We start from the raw sequence: 25,992 nt of genomic DNA, 5'->3' as shown, positions 1-25,992 counted from the left end.
GACCGCCGACACCACCACCGTTGCCGCCCCCACCACCACCGGCTGGCAGGCCCCGGCCCCCACCATCCAGCACACCACCGGCTGGCAGGCCCCCGCCCCCACCACCGGCTGGCAGTAAACGAGCCGGCAACCGCATCGGAGCGCGATCTCCGGACTGCACGGACCATCAATCACTCAGCTCGTCAAAGGTTGACCCGATGAACGACTCCACATTCAGCGAAGCCATGTCGGAAATCATGGAGATCAGGGCGCGCTACGTCAGAGAGCGCTCGGTCTTCGTCGAAGGCGCCCGAATGGTCCGGCTCCTTAGGGCGCTTGGGGCCACGGCCTGGGACCTGGAGAAGATCAAGCTGGTGAGCGATGATCTACCCAAGGATCCGACCCTGCCCTTCCGAAAGTCGAAGAACGGACGATTCTGTTTCGACTTCGACAACTCCCGCCTCTATCGCCTTGAGTTCCAGCCCTTCGCCCTCTCGGCGGAGGAGGATTTTGTGCGACACGACTCCGGCCAGATTCGGGTCTTCGAGGAGATCGGCGACGACCTGCAGCTGAACTCCGCTCTCAAGGCGCTTCTCGTCTTCAAGTCACTGGTGTTCCGGGGGATGAGCACCGTGCACCGGCCGAAGTTGGACTATGACAACCCGGCCTGGATATGCACTCTGTTCAACCTCAGGACGGTCAGCACCCCCGATCTCCAGGGAGAACCGGCGCTGGAGGGCGTCCACTCCGACGGTGTGGACCACACGATGACCACGTTCCTCGGCAGCGAGAACATGACGGCCGACAGCGCCGTGACCTTCCTCCACGACATGCGGGAGAAGAACGCCACCCGGTGGAACGAGACGGACCCCGAGCTGCTTCTGGGGCAGCGCCAGCACCGCCACTTCCTGGACACCCTGATCGTGGTCGACCACGAGCGGAAGCACAGCCTGTCTCCCGTCTCGGCCGTCGACAAGCGGATGCCCGCCACGCGGGACATGCTGATCTTCTTCACCCGCAAGCCGGTCCTCGAAGGGCACATCTCGCACCCGTACGACTCCCTCAAACCGCATGAGGGGCTCCCCATGGCAGTTGAGCTGCCCTCGCCGGCAGAGAAGAAGGTGTTGGTCGGGGCCGGTGCCGCCAACGGCGGAGGCATGGCGCGATGAGTGAAACGGTGCCCGCGCAGAGCGAACAACGCCTCGACAAGGAGGTATTGCGGCAGTTGGCCACGGCAAGCCGACGGCGCGTCATGGTGCGCACCCTCCTCATCCTTGCCGCCTACGCAGCCGGGGTGGCCGTCTCCCTGCGCTTCGGATTCGGGTACGGGGCAGCCATTCTGAGCTCGGTGATCCTGGGGATGATCCTGGCCGGCTTTCTGAACGCCGCCCACGATTGCCTGCACCGCTCGCACCTGCACTCCAAGCGAGGCAATCGTGCCATGGGCGCGGTATGGGCCACGCCCCTGCTGGTGAACTTCAGCGTTTACCGCTACCAGCACCTGACCCATCACCGCTTCACGGCCGTGGAGGGGGACACCGAGTCACACCGGACCTACACCACCGTGACGGCCTACCTCTACGCGCTGTCCGGGATCCCGCTCTGGCGTCACACCCTCTCGGGCCTTCTGGAGCCGTCGCGGGGCAAGTTCCCAGCGAGCGTCAATACGGATGAACGCCGCAACGAGGCGCGGCGGGACGACCTGGCCATCATCGGCTGGCTCGCGCTGGTGGTCACCCTGACCATCTTCTTCCCTCGCGAACTCATCTTCGCGTACTGGCTACCGCTCTACTTCTCGGGCCCGGCGATCATCTTCCTCGCTCTGCCGGAGCACTACGGACTCTTCGGATCCCCGGAGGTCACGCGGAACACGCGCACCGTGCGTTCGAACCCGCTGTCCCGGTTCCTGCTGTGGAATGCCAACTATCACGCGGAACATCACCGTTACCCGGCCGTCGCCACCCTCAATCTGCACCGGCTACACAAAGCCATGCCCGTTCCGCACCCGATACAGGAACGGTCCTATCTGGGGTTCCACGTCAAACTCGTGAAGGCCATCGGTACGGGGGACCAGACACCGCTGAACGCGCCTGCGGCAGCCGAAGAAGCGCGTGCCAAGCTGATTCGCAACTGAACAGGAATAAACTCCATGTCTGAAAAGGCGCCTGCCACCGCCGATTCCGACTCCCTCGAGCGAGTCTGGTACCACGGTCAATGTCATTGCGGTGGAGTGAAATTCTCGGCCGCCGCCAGTCGCCACCTCACTGTCACCTTGTGCAACTGCGGAATCTGCTTCATGTCGGGTCATCAGGAACTGATGATCCCGGAGGAGCGGTTCCAGCTGCACCAGGGGCAGGAGTTCCTCAAGCCCTACCGGTTCGGCAACAAGATCGCCGACCACACCTTCTGTTCCGTCTGCGGGATCATGCCGTTCTACCGGCCGCGCTCGCATCCGACCGGGTTCTTCAGCGTCAATGCCCGCTGCCTCAACCTCGCCCTCTCCGAAAAGATCGACTATGTCGAATTCGACGGGCAGAACTGGGAAGAGAGCATCGCCGCCGGAAAGCACGTCCTGACCGAATAGTGCGTACACCGGCCCACTGGCCCGTACGACTGCACTCCGCCCGTATTCGATGAATAAAGATTTTGCGAGAAGCCATGGAAACCCTGAACTCACCCGGCATACCGGCACAGCAGACGCCTGACACGACGCCCATCGAGCGCTTCGTGTGGGACTTGACCTATGCATGCCCCCTGCGCTGTCTGCACTGTCTCTCCGAGTCCGGCCGGCGCCCGTCGAGCATGCTGCACCGCGACGACGCCCTCAAGGTCGCTGACGTCATCATCAGTGCCAAACCGAAGCGTCTCTCGATCGGCGGCGGCGAACCCCTGCTCGCTCCGTGGTGGGAGAAGGCGACCCGGCGTCTCACTGCGGCCGGAGTGCCCACCACGATCTTCACCAGCGGATGGCTGATGAACGAGGCGATCGCCCGCAGGCTCTCCAGCTCCGTGACGGGTGTCGCGGTCAGCGTGGACGGCGCCGGGGACGAGGTCCACGATCTGATCCGCGGGCGCGCCGGGTCCTTCCAGAAATCCATGGCCTCCCTTGAGCATCTGAATCGCAAGAAGCAGGAGCTCAGGGAGCGTGGTGAGAGCTGCTACCGGCTGGGCGTCGAATACACGGTCACCCGCAGCGGTTGGGAGGGCAAGGAGCGGTTCGTCGAGGAGATCTCCACGCGCTTCCCCGAGGTGGACTACATCACCTTCGGCGCCGTGATCCCCGAAGGACTCGCGCAGGAAGAAAAGTTCGCGTCGCGTGAGCTGCTCAGCGACGAACAGCTGGTAGAGCTGAGCGAATCGGAGGCCGACCTCGCCTCGTACGCGCGCAGCCACGCCCATGTCTCCGTGACCGATGCGCGACTGTTCCTCCCGACATCCCCGCTCAGTGTCGAAGGGGAGACCATCGCGCACATCGAGGCGAGCGGACAGCTCCGGGCGGTCACCAATTACGAGGCCAAGGTGGGCAGTGTCCTCGAAGAGCCGCTCGACGTCCTGTGGGCCCGAGCGCTCGACTGGCGCAACGACCCCTTCGTCTCGCAGCAGCGAAACTCCATCCGCAGCCTTGACGACTGGGCGCGCGTCACGCGACTGCTTGACCGGCGCTACGGGTCCGCGGCAGACAAGCTGCGCATCGCACGGCGGAGTGATGCAGCGTGAGGCGGACATCAGGGGAAGCCACGTTCTCCGGCAGGACAGGGGAAGGAAGCGCGCAGAGATGATCACTGAGACGGCATTCTGCGACTCTCTCGTCGGCGAGCAGCGCTCCAGCGAGGAGCAGACCTCTCGCCCACGGACCCCGCCCGGTCCGCCCCGTCCAGGCCGGGACGTCCCCCGGATCCAGGGCATCGGTGACGCCCTGGCCGCCGCCCGCACCCAGCTGGACCTGCGCGTCGACGAGGCCCGTGAGGCCATCAACGCCGTACTGCCGACGGCCCCCGGCTCCCCGGCAGCTCTGCCGCCCGTCCCGGTCGAGCCGCGACTGGTGCTGGAACACGCGCACTTCCTGCTGAGCACTTACCTCGACTCATTCTTGGCCGCGGTCTTCAACGGCGACCAGTCGGTCCGCCTGCCCGTGAGCGGCAAGCGTCTCAAGAAGGTCTCGCGCCGGCTGCGCGACGCCATCGAGGAATTCGTCGCCCGGCGTGAGCCCGTCGCCACTCTCGCGGAGGTCCTGGCTGACGGGCACCCTGGACTGTGCCCCGCAACCTACGAGCGGACGGCAGCCGCGATGCTCGTACTCGCGGCGTGGGACGCCTCACACATGTCCCCCACAGCAGAACGCACCGAGAGCCTCCTGCGGAGCGTCGACAGGGAGGGGAGGGTCCGGCTGGCCCTCTTCGTGTGCCCGCCCGTCGATTTCACCCAGATCAATGGAGAGCGTCCGGAGCTCTACCTGCTCGACCATATGCACGGCAGCGTGCTGAGTCGCCTCGCAGGACGGCTGCGAGAGCTCTTCCGCGGTCTGGAATGCGCCGGGGTCGAGGTCGAACTGTTGGCCCTCATCGGCGACACGGACGAGGACGACTACCTGTGGTCCGGGATCCCTGTCCCGGCTCGCCTTGACCGCCTCGCGCTGGACGCGCGCAGGGAAGCGCTCATCGACGCGGTCGCGGACTACCTGACCGAGGAGATTCCAGGGCCGCGGGGCAGCACGCATCCCCGGGTCTTCAGCGGCAAGTCCCTCACCGTGCAGCGGCTGTCCGCGATGGCGCCCTCCACGGGATGCCAGGAGGTGTACGCCTGCGTACTGGAAGCTCCGTTCGCGTACTTCGACCAGCGCGACCTCGATGCGGAAGCGGCCATCATGCGCGGTCTGTGGGGGCCCGGCTCCTACTACGACGGGCTGCCGGAACCCGATGCCGAGGCCCTTGCCGGCATCATCGTGCGCAAGTTCGCGACGTACGCGATGCAGGGCAGGCTTCTGCGCGAGATCGATCCCGACCTGGTGCTGATACAGACCGAACGGCCCCCGCTGCTGCGCGCCCGCATGCTGAATGTCGGCTGGGACAAGTCTGGTTGCTCACCCTTGCCGACGGCCGACCTCTTCGCGCCCGAAGAGGGCTGATCGCCCCTCGGCCCGCCGCCCCACCGAATCACACGAGAAGAGCGACCTCACACATGCCGAAGATCATCATTCTGAACGTGGGTACGGAACACGCGCTCGGCGACCGCGCTTCGAGCACCCACCCGATCACAAGATCGGGCTGGCGCCACGCCTGGTTCGCCGAGCAAGGGGACATCCTTATCAGCCCGGTGGCCATCGACGACGACTTCCTGCGGTACCTGGGCGGGACGCTGGGGTTCGACGCTGCCACCGTAACAGTGCTGAGCCGGGAGCGTATCGTCACCGACGAGCTGCTGCTCTCCGGCGGTTTCCTCAAGGAACTGCGGGAGTTGACGGGTACTGGCTCCGATTGGCGGCTGATGCCGTGCTTCTGGACTCAGGGCGTAGCCGAGCTGGCGTCGCTCCTCGGCACCGCCCCCCGGGCCGGCCTCGGCTTTGCCCTGCAGCGAGGCTCCGACCTGCTGAACCGGAAGACTCATTTCCGGCAGCTGGCTGCCGGCGCGGGCCTGCCGCTGCCCGAAGGGTCCGTCGTGCGCACCCCCCGCGAGCTGGCCCGGGCGATCGAGCAGCACCTGCCGCGCACCGGCACGGTCATCGTGAAGCAGGACGATGGGGCAGGCGGTCTCGGCAACCTCACCCTCACCACCGGCGAGGTGGCCCCGCTGCCCGGCTCGCGCGAGACCCGCGCCGTCGGTGAGGACCTTTCCGCACTGTCCGCCGAGGTCTGGGGCACCCTGGCCGACGAGTCGAGCCACGGTCTCGTGGTGGAGAGCTACCACGCCTCCACGCAGCAGTTCTATCTGGAGTACGTGATCGACGAGAGCGGCGCTCCCGTCTTCCTCAACAGCGGGGAGATCCGCGTGCGCCCGGACGGGGACCCGGCGGCAACGGAGCTCGTCTGGGTCGGTCTCGACCTCCCGGCCGCGCTGCCTCCCGGGCTCTCGGCTCAGGCGCTGACCGAGTCCCGGCGACTGGTGACGCTCATCGCGCAGATCGGCCATCAGGGGCACATCAACATCGACGCCATCACCACCGAGACAGGCGAGCTGGTGTTCAACGAGATCAACGCCCGCTGGGGAGGCGGCCTGGTCGCGCACAGCATCTGCGAGCGGTTGATCGGAAGCGGCTACGCCGACCACCATGTGGCCTCCACCCTGCGCGACGTGCCGCCGGCCCCGCTGGACACGGTCCTTCGGCTCCTGGACGAGCACGGCCTCCGGTTTAGCCGCGAGACGCTGGAAGGCGTTATCGTCCTGGCCTGCGACCCCCTGTTGATCAACAACATGGAGTGCCTGGTCGTCGGCACGACACGGGATCGCGCACGGGAGATCGAGGCGCGGCTGCTGGAGGCCCTGAAGCCCATCGACGCTGTGACGGGCGGGGCCTGACATGGTGAGTCCACTGCGGCAACGCGCCTTCCTCCGAGTCTTCCTTGGGCGCTCACTCTCGCTCCTCGGTGACTCGGTGATCCCGGCTGCTCTCGCGCTCGCCCTGCTGCGCGCGACCGGATCGGTGTCGTCCCTCGCCCTCGTCCTCGGGTGCGCGATGGTCCCCAAGCTCCTCCTGCTTCCAGTCGGAGGCGTTATCGCCGACCGCCTCAACTCCCGTACCGTCGCCTTAGTCACCGATTTGATCCGCTGCGCCATGCAGTGCCTCGTGGGCCTGCAACTCCTGGGCGGAGAACCGTCGATCGGCATCATCGCGGCCGCGGAGGTGGTCGGCGGTGCCGCATCGGCGTTCGCCACGCCCGCGCTGTCCCCGCTGGTGAGCGGTACGGTCACCGCGGAGAACCGGCAGCGCGCAAACTCACTGCTCGGCACGGCCGGCAGCGTGGCCCGCTTGGGCGGGCCCGCCATCGCCGGACTGTTGATCTGGGCGGCGGGGCCGGGCTGGGCATTCGTCCTGGACGCGGCGACGTTCGGAGCCAGCGCGGTTCTCCTGCTCACGGTCAACGTGCCCCACGTTCCGCTGCCGAAGCGCTCGTTTCGCGCCGACATCATGGAGGGCTGGTCCGAAGTACGCAGCCGTGACTGGTACTGGACCAGCCTCATCGCGCACGGCATCTGGAACCTCACGGCCGCCGTGCTCATGGTCCTCGGCCCCACGATCGCCGTCCGCTCGCTGGGCGGCGAGGGCGTCTGGGTCGCCGTGCTGCAGAGCGGCTCCATCGGTGTCCTGGTGGGCGCACTGCTCGCGGGCCGCGCCCGGCTGCGCCGCCCCGTCGTGGCGGGCAACCTTGCCGCCGGACTCTATGCCCTTCCGCTGGCGGTGCTGGCCGTCCCCGCACCCGCGCCGGTCGTCATCGGGGCGTACGGGGTCGCCATGGCCGGGCTCGGCTTTCTCGGCCCGGTGTGGGAGACCACGGTGCAGAACGCTGTCCCCGAGCATGCTCTGGCCCGCGTCATCTCATACGACTGGCTGGTGTCCTTGGGCGCGATGCCGCTCGGCTACATCCTCGCCCCTGTGGCCGGCGAGGCATGGGGCAGCGGGCCCACACTGGCAGTGGCAGCGCTGCTGGTCGGCAGCGCCTGCGTGGGGACGGTTGCGGTGCCGGGTGTGCGTCAACTAGTCGTGCCCGCGCAGGAACGGCCGGGGATAGCGGCGCAGAAGTCCGGCGCTGCCGAGTCGGTGCCATAAGAGGCCAACTGGACCCGTCTTGTATAGCTGGGGCCCGTATCGCGGATGCGATACGGGCCCCAGCTATACAAGCACGCGCGGCAGAGGGGCTTGCCGTCCGTGCGGGCCGGGCAAAGCCCCCTGCCCCCTCAGCTCTGCAGCCCGGCGAACAGCTCTGCGGTCGGCGAGGTGTTCTCGCGCCGCTCGACCCAGTCGGCAATGGCCTGCACGGCCTTGTCCACCGATACGCCGTTGAGCTGGCTGCCGTCGCGGAACCGGAAGGACACCGCCCCGGCCTCCACATCCTTCGCACCCGCCAGGAGCATGAACGGAACCTTCTGCGTGGTGTGGTTGCGGATCTTCTTCTGCATCCGGTCGTCCGAGACGTCGAGCTCGGCGCGCAGCCCCTTGAGCCGCAGCGCCTGCTCGACCTCGCGCAGGTGCGGGATCTGCTCGTCGGAGATCGGGATGCCGACCACCTGGGCGGGTGACAGCCACGCCGGGAAGGCACCCGCATAGTGCTCCGTGAGAACGCCGAAAAACCGCTCCAGGGATCCGAACAGCACCCGGTGGATCATCACCGGACGCTGCCGCGTGCCATCGGCCGCGGAGTACTCCAGGTCGAAGGCGTTCGGAAGGTTGAAGTCCAGCTGGATGGTAGACATCTGCCAGGTGCGGCCGAGCGCGTCCCGGGCCTGTACGGAGATCTTCGGCCCGTAGAAGGCGGCGCCGCCCGGGTCGGGCACCAGCTCCAGCCCGGACTCCTCGGCGGCGGCGCGCAGCGACTCGGTGGCCTTCTCCCAGATCTCGTCGGACCCGACGTACTTCTCGTCGTTGCGGGTCGACAACTCCAGGTAGAAGTCGTCCAAGCCGAAGTCCCGCAGCAGGCCGAGGACGAAGTCCAGCAGCGACTTCAGCTCACCCTGCACCTGGTCTTCGGTGCAGAAGATGTGGGCGTCATCCTGGGTGAGGCCGCGCACCCGGGTCAAGCCGTGGATCGTGCCGGACTTCTCATATCGGTACACCGAGCCGAACTCGAACATGCGCAGCGGTAGTTCACGGTACGACCGGCCGCGCGAGCGGAAGATCAAGTCGTGGAACGGGCAGTTCATCGGCTTGAGGTAGTAGTCCTGGCCGGGCTTACGCACGTTGCCGTCGGCGTCGAGCTCTTCGTCAAGGTGCATGGACGGGTACATGCCGTCCCGGTACCAGTCCAGGTGCCCGGAGGTCTGGAACAGGTTGCCCTTGGCAATGTGCGGTGAGTTGACGAAGGAGTAACCGGCGGCGATGTGGCGCTTGCGAGAGTAGTTCTCCATCTCCATCCGGACGATGCCGCCCTTGGGGTGGAACACCGCAAGGCCGGAACCGATTTCGTCCGGGAAGGAGAAGAGGTCAAGCTCGGTACCCAGCTTGCGGTGGTCGCGGCGCTCGGCCTCGGCAAGCAGCTCCAGATGGGCGTCGAGAGCCTCCTGCGACTCCCAGGCGGTGCCGTAAATGCGCTGCAGCTGCTGGTTGTTCTGGTCGCCGCGCCAGTAGGCGGCCGCCGTACGCATCAGCTTGAACGCCGGAATGTGCTTGGTGGTCGGCGCGTGCGGACCCCGGCACAAGTCGCCCCACACCGTCTCGCCGCTGCGGGGGTCGACGTTGTCGTAAATGGTCAGCTCACCACCGCCGACCTCCATCACCTCGGCGTCCTCGACGCCGCTCTTCAGGTCGACCAGCTCCAGCTTGAACGGCTCGGCAACGAGCTCGGCCTTCGCTGCCTCCACGGACTCGACGACACGGCGGGAGAAACGCTGCGAGCCCTTGATGATCTGCTTCATGCGCTTCTCGAGCGCCACCAGGTCCTCGGGGGTAAACGGGCGGTCGACCTGGAAGTCGTAGTAGAACCCGTCCTTGGTCGGAGGACCGATGCCCAGCTTCGCCTCGGGGAACTCCTGCTGCACCGCCTGGGCCAGCACATGGGCGCACGAGTGCCGGATGACACTGCGGCCATCCGCGCTGTCTGCGGTGACAAGCTCAACCTCGGCGTCCGCCTCCGGAGCCCACGACAGGTCGCGCAGCTGTCCCTCACCGTCTCGTACGACGATGACGGCGTTGGCTCCCTTCGGAAGAATTCCCGCGTTGCGGAGCGTGGCACCGGCGGTGGTGCCGGCCGGCACCGTCACACTCGGTGGGATAATGGACTGGTCAGCCTTTGACTGTGCCACGGAAAGCTCCTCGAACACAATGGATGTTTCCCGGCGATGCTACCCACGCCGAAGCCGGGGGCGAGGAGGGGCGCCGACCATCCCATTTCCCGTCTGCCGAAGACGGGTTAAGGTCGCAACGCGCACGTGCCGATGGTCCCTGACCAGGCACTTCCCTCCCCGCCCCCTGTTGCCGCCCGGAGGTCACCCATGTCCGCATCTGCTCAGTGCAGCCCTCCCCCGTCCTCTTCCGGCCTGTCCTGTTCAGGCCAGAAAGACGCCGAAGCCGTCTGGTCGGTCATCACCGGCCTGTACGCGGCGCATGGCACCGGGGCTACGGGCGAGCTCGACATACTGCTGGACCCGGACGCCACGATGTGGCACTCGGAGTCGGAGGCGATGCTGCTCGGCAGGAAGGACCTCGATCGCCTCCGCGCCGAGCGCACCGCTGGCGGTGGGGGCCCGGAAGTGATGGCGTACGACGTTCACGACCCTGTGATCGATGTTTCTGGCCACATGGCTGTGGTGGGCTACTGGCTGCGCGTCGACTACGCCCCCGCGCCCGACGGAACTGCGCTGCAGCCGGAACTGGTACGCAACACGGCGGTACTGCGCCGGAGCGCTGGCGCGTGGCGCATAGCGCACCTACACGAGGAGGTGTGGGCAGCGGGTGGCATGCCCGAGACCGCGGATCCCGGCCCCGACGGACCGCGTCCGCAACCGCCTCAAGCGCCGCTGGGCTGTAGCCACGAGGTATGACAAGCTCGCGGTCCGCTACGAGGCGACCGTGCTGGTCGCGGTCCTCAACGAGTGGCTGTGAACAGTACTTTCACAACAGACCCCAGGCTCCCGCCGGTACCCCGGCCCCCGCAGCCACCGGCCGAGTGGTCCGTGTCCGGTGGGCGAGCCGGGCCTTCTTCGTGGCGATGTCGACCACGTACGCGTCGATCGTCATCGCGCCGGCCCCCGCCTTCAGCACCATGAACCCGTGCCGGGTGAAGTCCTGCCAGGCGGCGGGGTGGGTGAAGTGGGCCCTGCCGTCGCCTGTCTTGGCCGCGGCGCCGCAGACGAGTTGCCGGGTGCCGCGGGTACGGTCGGTGGGCTAACCAACCGCAACGAGGAATACGCCAGCCGCAACACGCGAGCCCGGCGTCATAAGGCCATGCTCGGCTGGGCGCGGCCCAGGTGGCCAAGGCGCGGCTGCGTCGGCCGTAGTTGGTACAGTCGGGGCGGGTCGGCCTCCGGGCGGTCGGCGATCTGGCCGGTGGGGCCTTCGAAGCCGGGTCACGGCGCGGCCAACTGCAGACTGGGGCCGAGGCGGGTCAGAGCCTTGGAGGCGATGCTGGGCGTGGAGCCGAGGGCGGGGGTGCAGGTGCCCCAGGGGCTGCCGGTGGCGAGCTGGGCCAGGCACGAGGAGACCCCACGAGCGGGCGTCTACTCGCCGCTCCTACGGGCGCGAGTACGCCTGTCTCCGCCCCGCCCCGCCCGCGGGTGCGGGTGCGGGGCCGGGGGCCGGGACTGGACGGGACGGAGAAACGCTTATGCGGCGATGGTCAGTGGCGCTTCCAGGCGCTGCCAGGCACTGAGGACGGCCTTGTGCGCATCCGGCTGCAGGTGCGCGTAGCGCTGGGTGGTCTGGAAGCTCTCGTGGCCGAGGAGGTGCTGGACCTCGTAGAGGGAGACGCCCTGCTGGACCAGCCACGAGGCACAGGTGTGGCGCATGGAGTGCGGCGGGTAGAGCGGGACGGGTTGCTGTTCGCCGTCGGTGTCGAAGTAGTAGGCGTTGCCGACGGCCGGCCACCAGGTCTGGCGTCGCCAGTTGCCGTCGTCGAGGCGACGTCCAGCACGGCCCTTGGTGATGGTGGTGAACACCAGCGCGTCACGGTCGAGGCGGTGGATGAAACGTGCGAGGGCCTCCAGGACGTGGGGCGGCAGCGGGACTTCCCGACGGCTCTTGGAGCTCTTGGGGTACTCCTTGATGCCGCTTTTGGTGTTGACCTCCACCACGAACAGCCGTGAGCGGCGCTCGTCGATGCGGTGGCGGTGCAGGCCGGAAAGCTCGCCCCAGCGCAGGCCGGTGTAGAAGCCGAGCAGGCACATCGTCCGCCAGGCGGCGGGAAGTTCGTCGAGGATGCTCTGCGCCTGGTCGAACGTGAACCACTGGGGCGGCTTGACCGCGACCGCAGGAAGATCGATTCTGCGGCACGGGCTCACCGCCAGCACATCGTCGTCGACAGCCGCGCGCATGATGGACGACGTCAGGTTGTAGGCCCGCTGGATCGCGGCGGCTCCCGTGCCTTTCTCGACCATGGTGCGGATCCAGCTTTGGATGTCCATGCGGGTGATGGCCCGCATCTCCCAGCCGGACCAGTAGGGAAGCACATGGTTCTTGATGCTGTAGGCGTCGCCGCGCAGGGTGGTGGGTTCGACGATGCGGGCGTTCCACCAGCGGTCGTGCCAGTCGCGGAATGACATAGCACTGACCCGGGGATCGCGTAGGGCGCCGCGGGCGAACTGAGTCTCCGTCTCGGTGCCCCAGGCGCGCGCCTGCGCCTTGAGGGGAAAGGTTTCGCTGAACCGGTCTCCGGCCCGGTTGCGTACGGTCGCCTGCCACTTGCCGGACTTCAGCTTGCGGAGGTACAGGTTCTACTCCTTGTTCGGTGATGACGGAGGCAGCGAGGACCGGGGGCAGCGGCGGGCGGTCGGCTGTGCGACGGTGCGGCGGCTGATGAACTCATCGAGACCGGCTGCCGGGATCCGTACACGGGACCGGCCTGGTCCGGTACGGAGGTCGATGACAGGCAGATCGCCGGCTGCGATGAAGCGATAGACGGTGCGGCGGTCGACGTCCAGGGCCGCGGCGACGGCGGGGACGGACAGCAAACGTGCAGGCATGAAGGAGACCTCGAGGCGAAGTTAATGGGCGCCCAGCGAGTCGGCAGCTGGGCCACCGGCGGTCCAAGACGGTCAACTAGCCCCGTCATGAGCAGTTGACCGCGCTCCGCCGCGTCATCGACCAGGCCGACATTGATCACGTGACGTCGCATTGGAGTGAGAACCACCGGCGCAGAAAGAGATGAGCTCAGTGGCGGCTGGGCTCTGGCCGTCAGCCAGAGCCCAGGCCGGGAATCACGAGGATAGCGAGCCTGGGAGCGCTGTCGCCTTCGTCAGGTGCTCCGAGCCGGCTTCGGCCTCCTCCGTGCGGAAGCAGTACGGGTAACGCAGCGCAAGCCACTTCGGGCTCACGCCAGCCCACTCGGCAACCGTGACCGGTGAGATGCCCATCTTCAGCCACATCACCAGGCAGGACTCCAGAAGAATGGTGACAGGCTCCCCCAGGCGCCACGTATACAGCTCGTCGCGCGGTAGAGCGGCTTCCTGAGCCTGCTCCCAGATCCGCATGTACGTGGAAGCCATGAGCGGGCGGTCATGCACGCCCGGAAACAGCAGTTCACCTTCCTGGAGACCGGCCTCGTTGATCCACTCGCGCAGGAACTCAACGATCTGCGACTGAAGGGGAACCTTCCGCTCAGCCCCCTTATGGCGGGCCGTCAAGCTTGCCTCGCCGCCCTCCGAGAGAACCACGTCACTCACTCGCAGAACGTGAGCCTCACTCGGACGCAGAGCCAGGTCGGCGACGGTGCGCATGAAGGGGTACACCGAGTGATGGCCACCCATGTTTCCACGGATCGCCTTGAGCAACGAACAAATCTGCTCTGCGGAAAGCAGCCATTCTTCGTCCATGACGTCGGCAGGCACAGCTATGAACTCCGAACTCCTCGGCGGAATATCTCAATGAGCCACACGGAGAACCGCGCGACAGATTCAATGATCCGCGGAATCACCGGTTTGGCTAACCGGCGATCGTCGGCTATGTTGCCCCGCCTACCCAACGCTTAGGTGCACGCAAAAACAGCAGGCCATTACCGCGCTTCTCCGGACTGTTCTAGGTTTGCTTGCTTCGCCGCCCTGTTCCAGTCCGTTGCCGACTCGATGTGTCTGCCGTCGGCGAATCACCACGGCTGCAGCGTCACAAAGCTCCCCGTCGGCAGGTTCGCCCGTTGGCGCCGAGGGATCGGGCAGGTGCCTTCAAAGCACTTGGCCGCAGGTTCGAGTCCTGCCGGGGCGCCATCGACCTGCCGTCGTGCGCGCGACGTTTCTGCAGGTCAAACGAGGTGCGGCCGACGTATCGGGGCGACGGGCTGCGGTGCTGCCGCTTCCCCTTCAGTCCGGGTGGCACCGGCCGCATCCGGGGTTCTACGGGTATCTGTCCCCCAAGGGGTGTAGCGCAGACCGGTGCCGCACCATGAGGATGGGCAGGACACGCGTGAGGGAAGGACGTAGATGGAAGCGCAGTACGAGGTGCGGACCGCAGGCACGGCGGACTATATCGACAGCCAAGCAGGGTACTTCTCCCGTGTGCAGGTGAGCTGCCGTGAGTGCGATGCCCGCACCGGACTGACCCTGACCGCGCGGGGCGACGACACGCAGATCACGTGCCCGGCCGGGCACGTGACCCGCGACTGGAGGCTGGGCTCCGAGGCCGTACGCGACGTCGCCGCTGCGGTCGCCGACGCCGGTGTCGAGGTGGTGCCAGCCGACGCCGAGATCCAGCTCCGGGTTCCGACCCGGACGGAAATCCTGCCCGACTACGAGGACATCATCTGATCATCGGCTCGGTAGGTTGATCGTCTATGAAACCGATCGCCTTCCGGCAGGGGCAAGACCTATGGGCAGAAGGGGACACCCCGTCCCTTCTGCACGCTTATATCGTTGTTGACCTCGGGCGTTACCCGGACCTCGCCGACCTCATCCGCGGTGTCCGTACCGCGACCAAGGACGACCCGCTCGCCCACGTCGGCGACCCGTGGTTCCACATCACCCTGTACCAGCTGAGCCAGAAGGGCGCCGCCGAGGTCTCCGAGGCCGAACGCCATGCGCTCATCGAGGCCCTGTCCGCGGAGATGCGCTCCATCGAGCCCTTCACCGTCACGGTGGGCAGTGCGCTCCCGTACGGCTCGGGGATCATTTTCGATCTCAGCCCCGACGAGCCCCTGAATGCTCTGCGTGCTGCCACCACGCGCGCCTTCGAGGCCGTGCTGGGAGCCGACGCCACTTCCTATGACACCGCCGTCCTCCACCTCACCGAGTCGTACGCCACCGCCGAGGTCACCCTGGAACACTTCCACCAGATCCATCGACGGGTACGCCGGGTACGCCCCAGCCACGCGCCCCTTCACATCGACACCGTCGAGCTGGTCGACGTCACCGCCGACACGGAGGCGAAGACCATCACCTGGGCGCCTGTCGCCGCACCGATCTCGCTCGGACAATCCCACGGATTGAGAGAACGGAGCTAGGGCGGACCATGCGTCACACGAGGCATGGGGGCCTGGGCCGAGATCGTTATGTATTACTTGTCTCGAATGAGGTCACTCGCTCATGATTCCGTCCCGGTACTGCGCAGGTGTGCCGGTACCGCCCACCACTGGTCCGGGCGGTCGACGACCGGGGTGTCGGGGCCGGTCTCGCCGTACCGGGCGAGGCGCAGAAGGTAGGCCGCGATGCCTGCCGCGCCCTGCATCCACGTCGTGCTGGGCGGCAGCAGCGGCGGGTCCTTGCGGTGTTCCAGAAAGCGCCAACGGGCGCCCGCGTTATCCCTGATGACCCGGTCGACCAACGCGTCACCCATCCTGTGCGCGGCCCGCAGCAGGGTCTGTCTCCTCTCCGGCGCCCGGCAGTCCTGGGCCGCGTCCAGCAGGACGTCTCCGACGCCCGCCGTTCCGCAGCAGCGGCCGTCGTTGTCCCAGAAGCCGGGACGGAGGCGTTCCGGCACACCCGAGGTGAGGATCGAGGTCAGACAGCGCTGCCGCAGTTCGTCGACGTCGTGGCCAGCCACCTCGGTGACCCCTGCGTGCGCCAGCGCGGTGAACAGGTGCGAGGTGCCCGCCGGTCCGTGGCACCACGTGTACGTCACCGGTTCCACCTCCCGGCGCGACGGCGGGATCGTGTGCGGGACGACGAAGCCCGCATCCTTCAACGACCCCACCGAGAGGACATGCCGGGCGCCCGCGACCGCTGCCTCGACGAAGTCCTCGCGGTCCAGGGCGGCGCCCGCGACCGCCAAAGCGGCCGCGACCCCGGACGTTCCGTGCGAGTAGTTCGGCGCCCTCGACGCCGCCCCCGGTGTCATACCCCAGTCGAGGCCCGCTTCCGTACGGTCCGCCGCCCGCAGCAGGGCCTCGCCTCCCGTCGTCGCGATCACCTCGGTGAACTCGCTCTTCACCCAGACCGCCGTCATCACCACGCCCGCGGTCCCCATGATGACGTCGGTGAGGGGCGCGTCGGAGCCCGGCTCGAAATCGAGCGTGGTCTTCCATCCGTCGCCGGTCGCCAGGGCGACCAGCCGCCGCAGCGCCACCACTTCCTCGCCCGGGGCGAGCAGCCTGAGCGCCGTCGCGTCGCCCGCGAGGCCGTCGTACAGCGAGGGTTCCGTTCGCCGCCCGGCCTGTGCCGACAGTCTGGTCACGATGCCGGTCGCCAGCGCCGCTTCCGGCACGCCCAGCTCCCGGTACTGCGCGATCTCGGCCAGCACCGGGGCCAGGCCGGCGATTCCCGCATACAGCGAGTCGCGGTCCTGTGCCGGTGACGAGGCTTCCGGAGCGCCCTCCGCCACCGTCTCCACGAGCCACGGACCCTCGTCCTCGCACACGTGGTCCAGCACCCACGACCACGCGGCCTCGGCCACGTCCCGATATTCACCGTTCCTCACCCGGCCACGCTACGACCGCCGGATGAGCCGGCCTGCCCGGTGAGGTGCTGCCGGCCCGTCAGTTCCAGCCGTCGCGGGTACCGGCCTGCGCGGCCGTCCTCAGATCACGCAGCCAGGCTTCGAGGCCGTCAGGGAACGGTCGAACACCGCTACGGCGACTTCAAGGGCCCCTGGCCGTCACCCCCGCATTCGTGCAGGACAACAAGCAGGTCGCCGCACTGGTGGCGGTGATTTGCCTGGCGCTGTGCCGGTGATTCGTAGTTGGCACAAGAGAGGTAGTTGGCCAGCGAGCCTCAGTCTCGTAAGTCTGCTGGTCAGCGGCTCGACTTGCGTACGCGCGCGACCGCTACCTGTACGTAAGTGCCAACTACCTATCTGAACTCGGCGCCTCTCCCAGGACGCCTATTTGGCACATGCGCTGGTCAGCGCGATGCCGCACTGCCAACTACGAGTCCTTGTCACACACCGTTGCCGGGCGCGGCGGCGGTGGGTAGGGGCAAAGCAGCCGGACAGCGAGACCAGCGTGGACGATTCGGTGATCATCTGCAGCAGGTTACGTTCGTCGGGGCTCAAGGCACTGCGCTCCGAAGTACGGCGACTCGCTGCCGGATCCGCGCAACGTGTCATTCTCGAGGAGGTCCAGGAGAAGGTGTGGTCGACGAGGTGACCACACTGCGCTCAAGGCAGAGGCGCAGCTGGTTCTGGGCCATCGCCGCCGCCCGCAGCAGGTCACTTCGCAAGGGTTCCGGTACGGTCCCGGCGTCGAGTCCTGCGGCGCGTACGAGGCCGGTCAGGGTTCGGCGCTGGCTGGTTGTCATCGCGCATCGAAGCTGCGGCTGGGTGAGAGCGTCCCGTGCCGCGTAGCCGTCGGTGTGGGCCATGGCGAGGACGTCTGCATGCAGTGGGGGTACCTGGGCGTTGGGGCGGGGTGCTGCCAGGAACAGCGCGGTGATGTCGACCCGGGTCCGGAAGACGGTGGTGCCGGGTTTCGGTTGCAGAGCGAGCGCTTTGGTGAACATGTCGTCGATGTGCGTCGCCGGTACACAGTCTGTGGCATATCGGCACAGGACACGCAGCAGGCTCTGGACTACGTCTTCCCAGGGCTCGGCGGGTCGGCTGTCGGTGACCAGGGCGGTCGCCTCGTCGTGTCGTCCACTCTGGGCAAGGGCGACGATGGTGATTTGTCGGCCGTCGAGGAGCCGGGTACCGACGCCGCGGTGGGCGGTTGCCGCTTCGGCGGCTTCGCGCCAGCGGCCGGCTTGGGCCAGGGCGCGGGTGCCGTCAGCGAGGAGTGCCGCCCACACCAGGGTGCAGACCGTTTTGTGGGCGTCTGCGGAGCTGGTGAGCGTGTGCAGGCTGACGGTTCGGCCGGTGACGTCGGTGGAGGTCTGGGTGCGGGCGGCGTGGAAGAGGGTGTCGAGCATGGCGTAGGCGCTGTTTCCGCGGCCTTCGCGGGTGAGCTGCCGGGCGATGTTGAGGATCGGCTGGAGAGCGAGTTTTACCGCCCATGGAGGTAGCGGGCGTGCCTGGTCGAAGACCGCGTACTGGGACCAGCACAGGGCGCGGGCGAGGTCGGGGACGGCGCAGTCGGAGGCGATGAGGGCCGCCTTGTTGCAGATTTCGGCAGCGCGGGTGGCCTGCTGGTGGAGATCGTCGGTGGCGGGCTGTGCGGCCAGTTCCGTCAGTTGGCGGATCCGGACTGTAAGAGGGAGTGCGGGCGGGCGGGGCCTTGGGATGAGCGGGAACCAGGCCAGGAGCCGGTCGTTCATGCCGGGGCTCCTTGCGCGGGTTGATTCTCGCTGGTCGGGTCGGGGCCGAAGACGACAGCTGTGGCGTTGGTGGTGAGGGTGGACTGGGTCGCGTGCGGGAGGCCGAGCCGGTTGAAGGCGAAGATGACGTGGTGGGCCAGGACCGCGCGCAGTCCCCGTTGTAGTCGGCCGGCGGCGGCCAGGGCGGCGAGGTCGTGGCCTGCGGTGGTGAAGGCGCGTGGCCAGGCGGCGGCAAGGGGCAGCCTGGCGCCGTCGCGGGTGAGCTGGGTGATGTCGGCGGTCATCAGGTGGCGCAGGCCGTCCCGCATCGTCGTCAGGCGGTGGGCGGATTGGAGCTGGGGAGGGTCGCGGTGATCGGCCACGCGTGCCCAGACGTCGCCTTGCTCGTACCAGTCGAGGCCGGCAGCGCGGAGCAGGGCTGCGCACAGCAGGATCGACAGCTCGCGGCGGTGCGGCTGGTGCGGGTGGCGGGTGAGGTGGTCGATCAGGTGGTGGGTGTCGAGGTGGAAGAGGCGGTGGGCGGTGGTCATGGCCTCCGGCCCGCCGAAGGCGTGCGTTTCCGGCTCGTAGATCACGGGTGTGACGGTGAGGTGCTGGTCACGCTGGAGGCGAGTGAGGGAGCGCAGGAGGTGGTGCTCGGCTGTGGTGGGGTCGGCGGGTGGTTGATAGCGGATGCGCCAGTGGGGGGCCTTCCGGACGAAGAACCAGGGGCCGATGAGGCGGGCGGTCTCGGTGGTGGCCAGGAGCGGGGCGAGGTGAGTGAGGGCGGTGTGCTCGGCGGTGGCCCAGTCGGGGAAGGCGATGTTGATCTGCCGCCAGGAGGTGTTCATGCAGGTTCGGCTCCGTCTCTGTCTAGGCCAGGAGGAGGAAGGCGTCCCAGTTCGATCGGGGGACGGTGTTGGTGCCGAGGGTGTGCAGGGCCAGCGCGGTGCCGGCAATGCCGTCCAGGAGTTCGGGGTCACGCGGGTTGAGGCGGGCGAGCTGCTGGGTGAGCCGGTCGGTCAGGCGGGGCAGTTCGGCGGCGAGGGCGGGGGTGGCCGCGTCAGTGGCCATGCGCCAGGCGGCCTGGAGCAGCCCGGCGGTTCCGTGGCAGAGCCCGGTCTCGGTGAGCATGTCGAGCTGGTCCGGGTCCTGGAGGGTGGCGAGCATGGCGTGCTCGGCGGTCTCCTGACGGGTTCGGTCGCCCAGGGCCAGGCCCGCGAGTTGCTGGGCGCGGGCGGTGCCGGCGATGCCGTAGCACCACGAGGGCCTCGGCCTCAGCGCCGGGTCGAGCTGCTGGCGGCGAACCTGGTTGAGGGTGATGAAGCCCGGCCACCAGGAGCCGGTGGGGTCGTGTTGGCGCCAGTGGTCGGTCCAGTCGCAGATGCGTTCGACTGCTTCACGCGTACCGGGGAGGGCCGGGCCGTTCAGGAGGGACAGGGCGAGCAGGGCGAGGACGGAGCCGATGCCGTGGGCCATGCCGAAGTTCCCGTGGCCGCCGGGGTAGTCGGGGCTCGCTTCACCGTTGGGTGCAACATCGGTCCACCACGGTGGGAGCCCCTGCTTCTGGGGGCGGAGCGTGGTCAGGCGTACCAGGTAGGCGAGGACCTCGGTGGTGATCGGGTGGTCGGGGTGTCGTCCGAGGTGGTAGGCGCCCAGCCCGGTTAGACCGCGGATCACGTCGAACTCCTTCATCGCCGGGGGGTCGCCGCGGTCGATGCGGTCATGGGCCTGGGCCAGGCGCCTGCGGGTGACGGTGACCGTGGCGTCGTCCAGCTTCTTCAGGGCGCGTTGGTAGCGGCTGGAGCCGTGGGCGGCGGCGTGCATGGCGAACGCCAGGGCCGGGGCTCCCATGTAAAGGCTGGCGTTCGCGGCGGCGGTCAGGTCGTCGGCGGTGGCTGAGGCCAGCCAGGTGTGCACGGTGCTCCACTCGCCTCGCCCGCAGTGGGCGCGCTCGATGTGGAGCAGGGCGATGCCCGCGGCGCCGCCCGCCAGCGACTGCGGCCACGCCCGTTTGCCCGGCGCTTGCGCGGCCCATGCGGTGTTCGGATCGGACAGCTGCGCGGCCAGGGCGTCGGCCAGGGCCAGAGCCTGCGGTATCGGCCTCACGATATCCCCGTCCTCGTGCGGGCCTTCCAGCTCAGGGCAGCGGCGCGGGCCAGGTGCACGCAGCGGCGTTCGGCCTCGATGTCCAGGCCGGCCATGCGGGTGTGATGCAGGTGCAGCAGCTCCGGCAGCAGATCGGTCGCCGATAGCGTGTCCGTGCCCGTGAGGGCGCGGCGGTAGGCGGCCAGCGCTTCGCGCCGCCGGGTCCACCGGGCGAGGACCTTCTCGCCGCCGGGCCGGCGGGCCAGTTCGGTGCGGTCGTGGGGATTGGCCAGGAGGATCGCCTGGTCGTACAGCCCGCGGTCCGGCGCCGTGCCGGTCGGCTCGGAGCTGTCGATGAGCCAGCGCATGGCGCGATCCGCATGGCCGGTCAAGGCGATGGTGAGGTCGAGCATGCTGGCTGCGGTCAGGGCCCGCAGGTCGGGCCCGTCCTTGGTCCCGCAGGCGGCCAGCTGCGCGACGGCGGTCTCGGAGTCCGCCGCGAAGTACGCCTCGGCGGCCTCCCACGCCTGGTCGCCTCCGAAACGGGCGGTCTCGGGGAAGTCGGTGTCCCACTGCACCCGGGCCAGCAGGCCAGCCTGACGCAGTCGCCGCGTCCACGTACCAATCGCCGCAGCGGCGTCAGCGGCCTGGCCGTCGTCGACTCTCAGGCGCAGCCGCAGGTGATCGTCAGGGTCGCGGTACGGCAGGAACCACCACCGCGCCTCGCCGCGCAACCGGTTCAGCAGGTTCGGCAGATGGCGGGTGAGGATGCCGGCGTGGTGGTCGCGGTGCGTGTAGAGCTTGACGAAGAACCGCCCGTCGCACCCGGGCTGCCGCCCGTGCCCACGCCCTGCCACCGGGACGGCGTGCAGCCAGTGCGGCGATCTATCCGGGGTACCGGTGGTGGTGAGGGGGATGACGACTTCGTGGGGGCGTTCGTCGATCCAGCCTGCGTCGGCCGCGGTCTCGGCACGGAGCAGCACCGAGCCGTCGCGCCGCAGCTGGTTCCGCAGCAGTATTCGGTGCGCGGGTTCGGCGAGGTCCAGGCGAAGGCGCTGGTCGCCCTCTCCCAGATGGACGGTGCGCGGTGCTGCCGTCAGCTCGCGCCACGAAGCCAGGGACCGGTCCCACTGCGTCCGGCCGGATGCGGGGCCGGCGAGGTCGGCGGCGGTGAGCCGCCATCGGGCCGGGGACAAGATCGTGCGCCCGTAACGCAGTGCGGGCAGGACCGGCAGGCCGGAGGCCGCTCCCCAGTCGAAGGTGGTGCACGGTACGCTCAGCGCGTTGGTGGCTTCGGTGAGGAACCGCACCAACGGGTGAGTGCGGCGGGTCGGTTCCACCGCGTTCAGGGTCACGAACTCCAGCGGCCGACGGCGCGACCTCGATATCAGGTACAGGCGGTGGGCATCCGCGGTGACGGCGATGTCCTCGACAGATACCAGGTCCGTGCCGCCTGGGTCGTGGCACTCACCGAGGCGGAGGGCGGCAGGCAGCACCTGCGGGCTACGGGCGACGTTCGCGGCGCCCGCATACAGCGGGGGCGCACAGACCTGCACTTTCAGCGCGCCCTCAATCGCAGTGGATGCCACCGTGTACGCCGCCGCCATCCGATCCCGGTCGCGCGTGTCGAGCAGGTGCAGGAAGCGGCCGCTCATCGTCCCGGCGGACCGCGAGACCCCCACGATCGCCAGCGTGAACTCCCCGGCATCCAGGTCCCGTACGCTATGGGCCCCGATGCGTACGGTCAGTTCCGTCGTCGGCTGAATACCTACCCGCGGGCCGGTCTCGGCGAGGTCGGCGACCAGAGCGTCGTCCAGCTCGACCTCGCGGTGGCGGCGCAGGGCTGCGTTCTGCGCGAGCGTCAGCAGCTTGGCATCGCGCTCGCTCACGGCGGTGCCAGCCGGGGGTGGTGGGCCGCCGAGGAAGCCGGCCGGGTAGCCCAGCCCCGAGCCGCGGTCCACGACGTCCAGGAGCGGCACCACGGCGCGCGGGCCGTAGCGTTCCAGGAAGCGGCCGTGCCAGGTCGCCCAGGCCCGGGAGAGTACGGGGCGGCCCGAGAGCCGGATCAGGACCGTGGCCGCCCGCGCGGCCTCGACCGCGACCTCGCCAGGGAGCGTTACCTCGGCTTCCAGGCGCAGATCGACGGACAGCGCCGGTCCGGTGAACGAGGCGAGGCCGCGCATCATCGCGCCGGCCTCGTTGCGTTCGTTCTGCCCGATCACCGGGTCGGTGGTGGTGTTGTGTCGCGCCAGCGCCTGGGCGATCTCGCGCAGCTTGGGCGCTGGCTCGGCCGCCGCAGCGGCGCCCCCGCTGCCGAGGACGGCCAGCACGTGGGCGAGCGGGTCCGTCGCCGTGGTCGCCGGGCGGAGGTTCGTGACCAAGAGGCGCTGGGCGATCAAGCCCGCCAGGAGCTGGTCGACGGTCGGCGCGGAAACGTGGGGGAAGTCGGCGGCCAGTTTGGCCGCAAGATCCGCGGTGCGGATGGGGGCGCGGGCCGCTTCCAGGGCCGCTTTGACAGGCTTGGTCAGGCGAATGTGCACATGTGCCGGGGCTTGGTCCGGGTTGTGCGCGGGGCGGTGTTCGAGCACCACGTGGCCGTCCCGCTCCACCGCGAGTGGATGAGCCTGGACCGTTAAGTGCGGCTGGAGCGTCCGGTCGGCTTCCAGGCGTTCGACCACCGTGGCAAGCCAGGTGGCGTCCGGTCGGGCGACGGCCTGGTGGCCGGTGCCGATGCGGGCGGCCGACGTCGTGCCGAGCCGGGCCGGCGCCACTCCGGCGAAGAGGCCGAAGGGAGTGGCCCGGCCCGAGGCACGCAGCGCGTAGCGTAGGAGCGCCACCACCACTTTGCGAACGGCAGGCTCGGGCAGCCGCCGCCCCTGACAGATCTGCCGGGTCCGGTGTGCCAGCACCGGGCTGGCCTGCTCCACAGCAGCAGCGAAGCCGGGAATGCGTAAGACGTCCTCCAGCCATGGCCTCCATGACGCCGGGCCGTTGGTTTCGCCGGTCAGGTCGGGCCACCACTGGATTCGGTGTTCTGGTGGCCAGGCCGTCACACGCAGCACCACCGCATCGATGTACTCGTACACCCGTCACCCCTGTCGCCGTGCGGTGTCCGGCCACCTGCGCGGCCGGACACCACGGCTGGAGAACCCGGCGGCCTACGGACAGGTCGTCGAGCAGGCGGACTCGCAGGTCTGACCGCAGCCGTCATCGGTCATCTGGATGAGCCGGTCGGCTTCGGGGCCCGACTCGACGATCGAGACGTCCAAGTCCCAGTCCTCGGCGGTTTGCTCTTGGCCTTCTGCTGCGGCGGGGCTCATAGCCACCGCTTCCTCGGACTGCACGGACACAACAACCTCCTCAGAGTTGAGTGGTGCACACCGCCCCGTCCCGGGGCTCGCCCGGGCCGGGGAGCCTATGACCAGGTGATCTCCACGACCCCGAACCGCTTCACCACGACTCCTACGGCCGGCTCGGCCTCTCCCTCAGCCAGCGGCACGTACCGGATGCGGGCGGCGCCGCGCCGCCGGTGCTCGAACGCCCACCGCCGCAACAGCTCCACGTACCGCGCAGCGACCATTTCCGCCTCGGGCCCATGAGCGAACACCCCGCTCTCGAAGCCGCCGGTCGCCTCGTTCGGCCGCTTGGTCCGGTACGCGAAGCTGCTGCCGATCACCAGAGCGGGAACACCACGCGTCACCGACAGCCCAAGCACCCCCTGATCGACCAGGTGCTTGCTCCCGTGCAGCATCACCATCTGAGGCGTACTGCTCACCAAGAACAGCTCCAGCTCATCCGGCAGATCGAACGCGGCACCGGACCAGACCTCCAGACGCGGTCCGTGCACGGCGCCGGCCAGGGCCTCGGTGTCGAACTCCTGACGCTGGTCATCGAGCTGAAGGGTGACTCCGTCCGCCAGCGGAAGCAGCCGCTCCGTGTAAGCGCCGTTCCCCTGCATCGGCACGAAGCCGCACAGCCGGTAGCTGACGCTGACGAGCCCGGCGCCGTCGCGGTCGAACGCGACCGACCGGGTGATCCCCCGCATGCGCAAAGGGACGATGATCCTGCCTCGCTCGGAAACTTGGTCCAGCCACGCCGGCGGGATGTCCCAAGCTGCCGCGGTCACGATGATCCGGTCGTAGGGAGTGTGCTCGGGCACGCCGGAGTCGGCATCGGCCAAAACGACCCGGACCCGGCCGTAACCTGCCGCGTCCAGGCAGGCGCGGGCGCGCTCCACGATCTCCGCGTCGATGTCGGCGGAGACCACCGTGCCGGTGTCCCCGACGAGTTCAGCGAGGAGGGCGGCGTTGTAGCCGCCGGAGCCCACTTCGAGAACGCGCATCCCTGGCTCGATCTCGGCCTGCTCCAGCATCACCGCCTGGATGTGCGTGGCCGACAGCGAACTCAGAGCCTGTCCGGCCACGTCGCGTTTGATCACCAGCGCCTTGTTCGCGGCATACGCCGATTCCAGCGGCTCATCCGCCGCGAACACGTGCCGGGGCACCGCCGAGCACGCCTTCGCCACCGCCTCGGACCGGAACACACCCATCTCGTACAGCTCGTTCACCATGGCCGCGCGGAGCGAGGCCGCCGTGTCACCCGTTTCTCGGACCATACTCATGACATCACCCTAGACATCCGTGATCGCAATACGGGGCCGGTTGGACGAGCCAGGCCCCGACTCGTACGGGGCAGAAACACCACGCAAGTTGACGCCGCATATGGGAGGACCGAGATCACCCCCGTCCCGCCCGGGCCGTAGCTCTCCGGGCGGGACGGGACGGCGATACAGCCCGCACCGAAGCGCGCGGGCGGCGCCGCCCGGGCGAGCGCGGGCGGCATGGCCCGACCGAAGTCCTTCTCGGTGAGCAGGCCAGCGTCTGGGGGCCCTCGGCGGGCGTAGTGCCGGGGGCGACGACGGCACCCGCGGAGGTCGGGACGGGCCGGGGCCTGGCTGGCGAGAGCGTCGAGGCCGAACAGGACCGCTGCGACCAGGGCAACCCGGACAACACGTCCGTCACCGTCCGGCATCGGTACCCTCGGCAGACGGTGGCGGGCGCTCAACGCTCCGCCGACGAAGCATCGGCCGACGCGGAAAGCTCGCTTTCGCGGATGAGCGCCTGGCGTTCGGTCCCGTCGGCCAGCCGTGCCCACAGAAAGGCGCGGTCCGCATCCACTCCGGCGTACCCACTGCCGAGCTGGACCACGGTGCCTTCGAACTTCTCCGGCTTGTCCCGGCCCCGCCGCTCCGGTGACACGTAGGAGGTGCCGCGTACCCGGTCGCCGACCCGGAAGGGGGCCGCCTCCTGTCCGCTCACGCCATACCACCTTCCGTCAGCCCCGCAGCGGGGCGCCGAGACGCTCCGAGCCCGGGTAGACCTCAAGAGTCCTCGGCGCTCCAGGTCGCCGAGGCGCCGTGCGCGGCGCGGAGGGCGACGGCCTCCCAGCGGCCCCCGGGCGCATCGTGACGCCGGA

At 68.6% G+C, this 25,992-nt stretch carries 23 protein-coding genes; 10 read left to right on the top strand and 13 right to left on the bottom strand.

What is annotated here, in order from left to right; all coding sequences use genetic code 11:
* Positions 1-197: 197 nt before the first annotated feature.
* From JXZ78_RS39220 to JXZ78_RS39190, 7 genes are all read left to right on the top strand, one after another.
* Positions 198-1,148: a 2OG-Fe dioxygenase family protein gene (locus JXZ78_RS39220; RefSeq protein WP_208870200.1), complete on the top strand. Its 951-nt coding sequence runs from the start codon at positions 198-200 to the stop codon at positions 1,146-1,148.
* Entirely contained in the window at positions 1,145-2,113 is a 969-nt protein-coding gene (locus tag JXZ78_RS39215; RefSeq protein ID WP_050502775.1) for a fatty acid desaturase family protein, read from the top strand. Before JXZ78_RS39220 ends, JXZ78_RS39215 begins: the two co-directional genes overlap by 4 nt.
* 15 nt (positions 2,114-2,128) lie before the next feature.
* On the top strand, positions 2,129-2,563 hold the full coding sequence (locus JXZ78_RS39210) for a GFA family protein (RefSeq protein WP_030022443.1): 435 nt from the start codon (positions 2,129-2,131) through the stop codon (positions 2,561-2,563).
* A gap of 74 nt (positions 2,564-2,637) precedes the next feature.
* Positions 2,638-3,696, top strand: a complete 1,059-nt coding sequence (locus tag JXZ78_RS39205; protein ID WP_063726135.1) for a radical SAM protein — start codon at positions 2,638-2,640, stop codon at positions 3,694-3,696.
* A gap of 58 nt (positions 3,697-3,754) precedes the next feature.
* The gene (locus JXZ78_RS39200; RefSeq protein ID WP_030022445.1) at positions 3,755-5,104 is read left to right on the top strand and encodes a hypothetical protein; all 1,350 of its coding nucleotides are present in this window, start codon (positions 3,755-3,757) and stop codon (positions 5,102-5,104) included.
* Between the two features lie 53 nt (positions 5,105-5,157).
* Entirely contained in the window at positions 5,158-6,492 is a 1,335-nt protein-coding gene (locus JXZ78_RS39195; protein ID WP_050502776.1) for a preATP grasp domain-containing protein, read from the top strand.
* A 1-nt stretch (position 6,493) separates the two neighbouring features.
* Complete coding sequence (locus tag JXZ78_RS39190) at positions 6,494-7,741, top strand: MFS transporter (RefSeq protein WP_030022447.1); 1,248 nt, start codon at positions 6,494-6,496, stop codon at positions 7,739-7,741.
* A gap of 128 nt (positions 7,742-7,869) precedes the next feature.
* Here JXZ78_RS39190 and thrS read toward each other — a convergent pair whose 3' ends face one another.
* On the bottom strand, positions 7,870-9,888 hold the full coding sequence (gene thrS, locus JXZ78_RS39185; protein WP_033038870.1) for a threonine--tRNA ligase: 2,019 nt from the start codon (positions 9,886-9,888) through the stop codon (positions 7,870-7,872).
* Positions 9,889-10,119: 231 nt separating this feature from the next.
* On the opposite strand from thrS, the gene JXZ78_RS39180 reads away from it, so the two are divergent.
* The gene (locus tag JXZ78_RS39180) at positions 10,120-10,668 is read left to right on the top strand and encodes a nuclear transport factor 2 family protein (protein WP_050502777.1); all 549 of its coding nucleotides are present in this window, start codon (positions 10,120-10,122) and stop codon (positions 10,666-10,668) included.
* Between the two features lie 70 nt (positions 10,669-10,738).
* On the opposite strand, the gene JXZ78_RS40585 is transcribed toward JXZ78_RS39180, so the two are convergent.
* From JXZ78_RS40585 to JXZ78_RS39165, 4 genes are all read right to left on the bottom strand, one after another.
* Entirely contained in the window at positions 10,739-10,864 is a 126-nt protein-coding gene (locus JXZ78_RS40585) for a hypothetical protein (RefSeq protein ID WP_275128682.1), read from the bottom strand.
* A 584-nt stretch (positions 10,865-11,448) separates the two neighbouring features.
* Positions 11,449-12,384 (bottom strand): tyrosine-type recombinase/integrase, encoded by a 936-nt coding sequence (locus tag JXZ78_RS39175; protein ID WP_238783696.1) that lies wholly within the window; start codon positions 12,382-12,384, stop codon positions 11,449-11,451.
* Positions 12,385-12,555: 171 nt separating this feature from the next.
* The gene (locus JXZ78_RS39170) at positions 12,556-12,804 is read right to left on the bottom strand and encodes a helix-turn-helix domain-containing protein (protein ID WP_050502063.1); all 249 of its coding nucleotides are present in this window, start codon (positions 12,802-12,804) and stop codon (positions 12,556-12,558) included.
* A gap of 234 nt (positions 12,805-13,038) precedes the next feature.
* Entirely contained in the window at positions 13,039-13,668 is a 630-nt protein-coding gene (locus tag JXZ78_RS39165; protein ID WP_030017930.1) for a tyrosine-type recombinase/integrase, read from the bottom strand.
* Positions 13,669-14,253: 585 nt separating this feature from the next.
* Between JXZ78_RS39165 and JXZ78_RS39160 the strand changes: the two genes are divergently transcribed.
* Both JXZ78_RS39160 and JXZ78_RS39155 read left to right on the top strand, forming a co-directional pair.
* The gene (locus tag JXZ78_RS39160; protein ID WP_030017929.1) at positions 14,254-14,577 is read left to right on the top strand and encodes a hypothetical protein; all 324 of its coding nucleotides are present in this window, start codon (positions 14,254-14,256) and stop codon (positions 14,575-14,577) included.
* 26 nt (positions 14,578-14,603) lie between these two features.
* Complete coding sequence (locus JXZ78_RS39155; protein ID WP_030017928.1) at positions 14,604-15,269, top strand: 2'-5' RNA ligase family protein; 666 nt, start codon at positions 14,604-14,606, stop codon at positions 15,267-15,269.
* A gap of 80 nt (positions 15,270-15,349) precedes the next feature.
* Here JXZ78_RS39155 and JXZ78_RS39150 read toward each other — a convergent pair whose 3' ends face one another.
* From JXZ78_RS39150 to JXZ78_RS39115, 8 genes are all read right to left on the bottom strand, one after another.
* Positions 15,350-16,681 (bottom strand): lanthionine synthetase LanC family protein, encoded by a 1,332-nt coding sequence (locus JXZ78_RS39150; RefSeq protein WP_030017927.1) that lies wholly within the window; start codon positions 16,679-16,681, stop codon positions 15,350-15,352.
* A 623-nt stretch (positions 16,682-17,304) separates the two neighbouring features.
* Positions 17,305-18,450 (bottom strand): hypothetical protein, encoded by a 1,146-nt coding sequence (locus JXZ78_RS39145; RefSeq protein WP_033037095.1) that lies wholly within the window; start codon positions 18,448-18,450, stop codon positions 17,305-17,307.
* Positions 18,447-19,280, bottom strand: a complete 834-nt coding sequence (locus JXZ78_RS39140; RefSeq protein WP_030017925.1) for a thiopeptide-type bacteriocin biosynthesis protein — start codon at positions 19,278-19,280, stop codon at positions 18,447-18,449. The genes JXZ78_RS39145 and JXZ78_RS39140 overlap by 4 nt, the downstream gene beginning before the upstream one ends.
* Before the next feature lie 22 nt (positions 19,281-19,302).
* Positions 19,303-20,538: a lanthionine synthetase C family protein gene (locus tag JXZ78_RS39135; RefSeq protein WP_030017924.1), complete on the bottom strand. Its 1,236-nt coding sequence runs from the start codon at positions 20,536-20,538 to the stop codon at positions 19,303-19,305.
* The gene (locus JXZ78_RS39130) at positions 20,535-23,603 is read right to left on the bottom strand and encodes a lantibiotic dehydratase (protein ID WP_030017922.1); all 3,069 of its coding nucleotides are present in this window, start codon (positions 23,601-23,603) and stop codon (positions 20,535-20,537) included. The genes JXZ78_RS39135 and JXZ78_RS39130 overlap by 4 nt, the downstream gene beginning before the upstream one ends.
* A 72-nt stretch (positions 23,604-23,675) precedes the next feature.
* Positions 23,676-23,867, bottom strand: coding sequence for an FxLD family lanthipeptide (locus JXZ78_RS39125; RefSeq protein WP_372498492.1), 192 nt, complete (start codon positions 23,865-23,867; stop codon positions 23,676-23,678).
* Positions 23,868-23,932: 65 nt separating this feature from the next.
* Positions 23,933-25,138: a methyltransferase, FxLD system gene (fxlM, locus tag JXZ78_RS39120; protein WP_030017920.1), complete on the bottom strand. Its 1,206-nt coding sequence runs from the start codon at positions 25,136-25,138 to the stop codon at positions 23,933-23,935.
* 439 nt (positions 25,139-25,577) lie between these two features.
* Positions 25,578-25,835: a hypothetical protein gene (locus tag JXZ78_RS39115; RefSeq protein WP_030017919.1), complete on the bottom strand. Its 258-nt coding sequence runs from the start codon at positions 25,833-25,835 to the stop codon at positions 25,578-25,580.
* Positions 25,836-25,992: the final 157 nt, after the last annotated feature.

Origin of the sequence: Streptomyces monomycini (assembly GCF_022271435.1) — a bacterium.
Taxonomy (GTDB): Bacteria; Actinomycetota; Actinomycetes; order Streptomycetales; family Streptomycetaceae; genus Streptomyces; species Streptomyces monomycini.
Note: the sequence above shows the minus strand (reverse complement) of the source record. Positions and strands in the feature narration are given on the sequence as shown.

Coding starts and splice junctions, on each gene's coding strand:
- JXZ78_RS39145 (WP_033037095.1), bottom strand. CDS start 18,450: ATGAACGACCGGCTCCTGGCCTGGTTCCCGCTCATCCCAAGGCCCCGC.
- JXZ78_RS39180 (WP_050502777.1), top strand. CDS start 10,120: ATGTCCGCATCTGCTCAGTGCAGCCCTCCCCCGTCCTCTTCCGGCCTG.
- JXZ78_RS39160 (WP_030017929.1), top strand. CDS start 14,254: ATGGAAGCGCAGTACGAGGTGCGGACCGCAGGCACGGCGGACTATATC.
- JXZ78_RS40585 (WP_275128682.1), bottom strand. CDS start 10,864: ATGACGATCGACGCGTACGTGGTCGACATCGCCACGAAGAAGGCCCGG.
- fxlM (WP_030017920.1), bottom strand. CDS start 25,138: ATGAGTATGGTCCGAGAAACGGGTGACACGGCGGCCTCGCTCCGCGCG.
- JXZ78_RS39140 (WP_030017925.1), bottom strand. CDS start 19,280: ATGAACACCTCCTGGCGGCAGATCAACATCGCCTTCCCCGACTGGGCC.
- JXZ78_RS39195 (WP_050502776.1), top strand. CDS start 5,158: ATGCCGAAGATCATCATTCTGAACGTGGGTACGGAACACGCGCTCGGC.
- JXZ78_RS39205 (WP_063726135.1), top strand. CDS start 2,638: ATGGAAACCCTGAACTCACCCGGCATACCGGCACAGCAGACGCCTGAC.
- JXZ78_RS39220 (WP_208870200.1), top strand. CDS start 198: ATGAACGACTCCACATTCAGCGAAGCCATGTCGGAAATCATGGAGATC.
- JXZ78_RS39155 (WP_030017928.1), top strand. CDS start 14,604: ATGAAACCGATCGCCTTCCGGCAGGGGCAAGACCTATGGGCAGAAGGG.
- JXZ78_RS39175 (WP_238783696.1), bottom strand. CDS start 12,384: ATGTCATTCCGCGACTGGCACGACCGCTGGTGGAACGCCCGCATCGTC.
- JXZ78_RS39210 (WP_030022443.1), top strand. CDS start 2,129: ATGTCTGAAAAGGCGCCTGCCACCGCCGATTCCGACTCCCTCGAGCGA.
- JXZ78_RS39170 (WP_050502063.1), bottom strand. CDS start 12,804: ATGCCTGCACGTTTGCTGTCCGTCCCCGCCGTCGCCGCGGCCCTGGAC.
- JXZ78_RS39190 (WP_030022447.1), top strand. CDS start 6,494: ATGGTGAGTCCACTGCGGCAACGCGCCTTCCTCCGAGTCTTCCTTGGG.
- JXZ78_RS39215 (WP_050502775.1), top strand. CDS start 1,145: ATGAGTGAAACGGTGCCCGCGCAGAGCGAACAACGCCTCGACAAGGAG.
- JXZ78_RS39200 (WP_030022445.1), top strand. CDS start 3,755: ATGATCACTGAGACGGCATTCTGCGACTCTCTCGTCGGCGAGCAGCGC.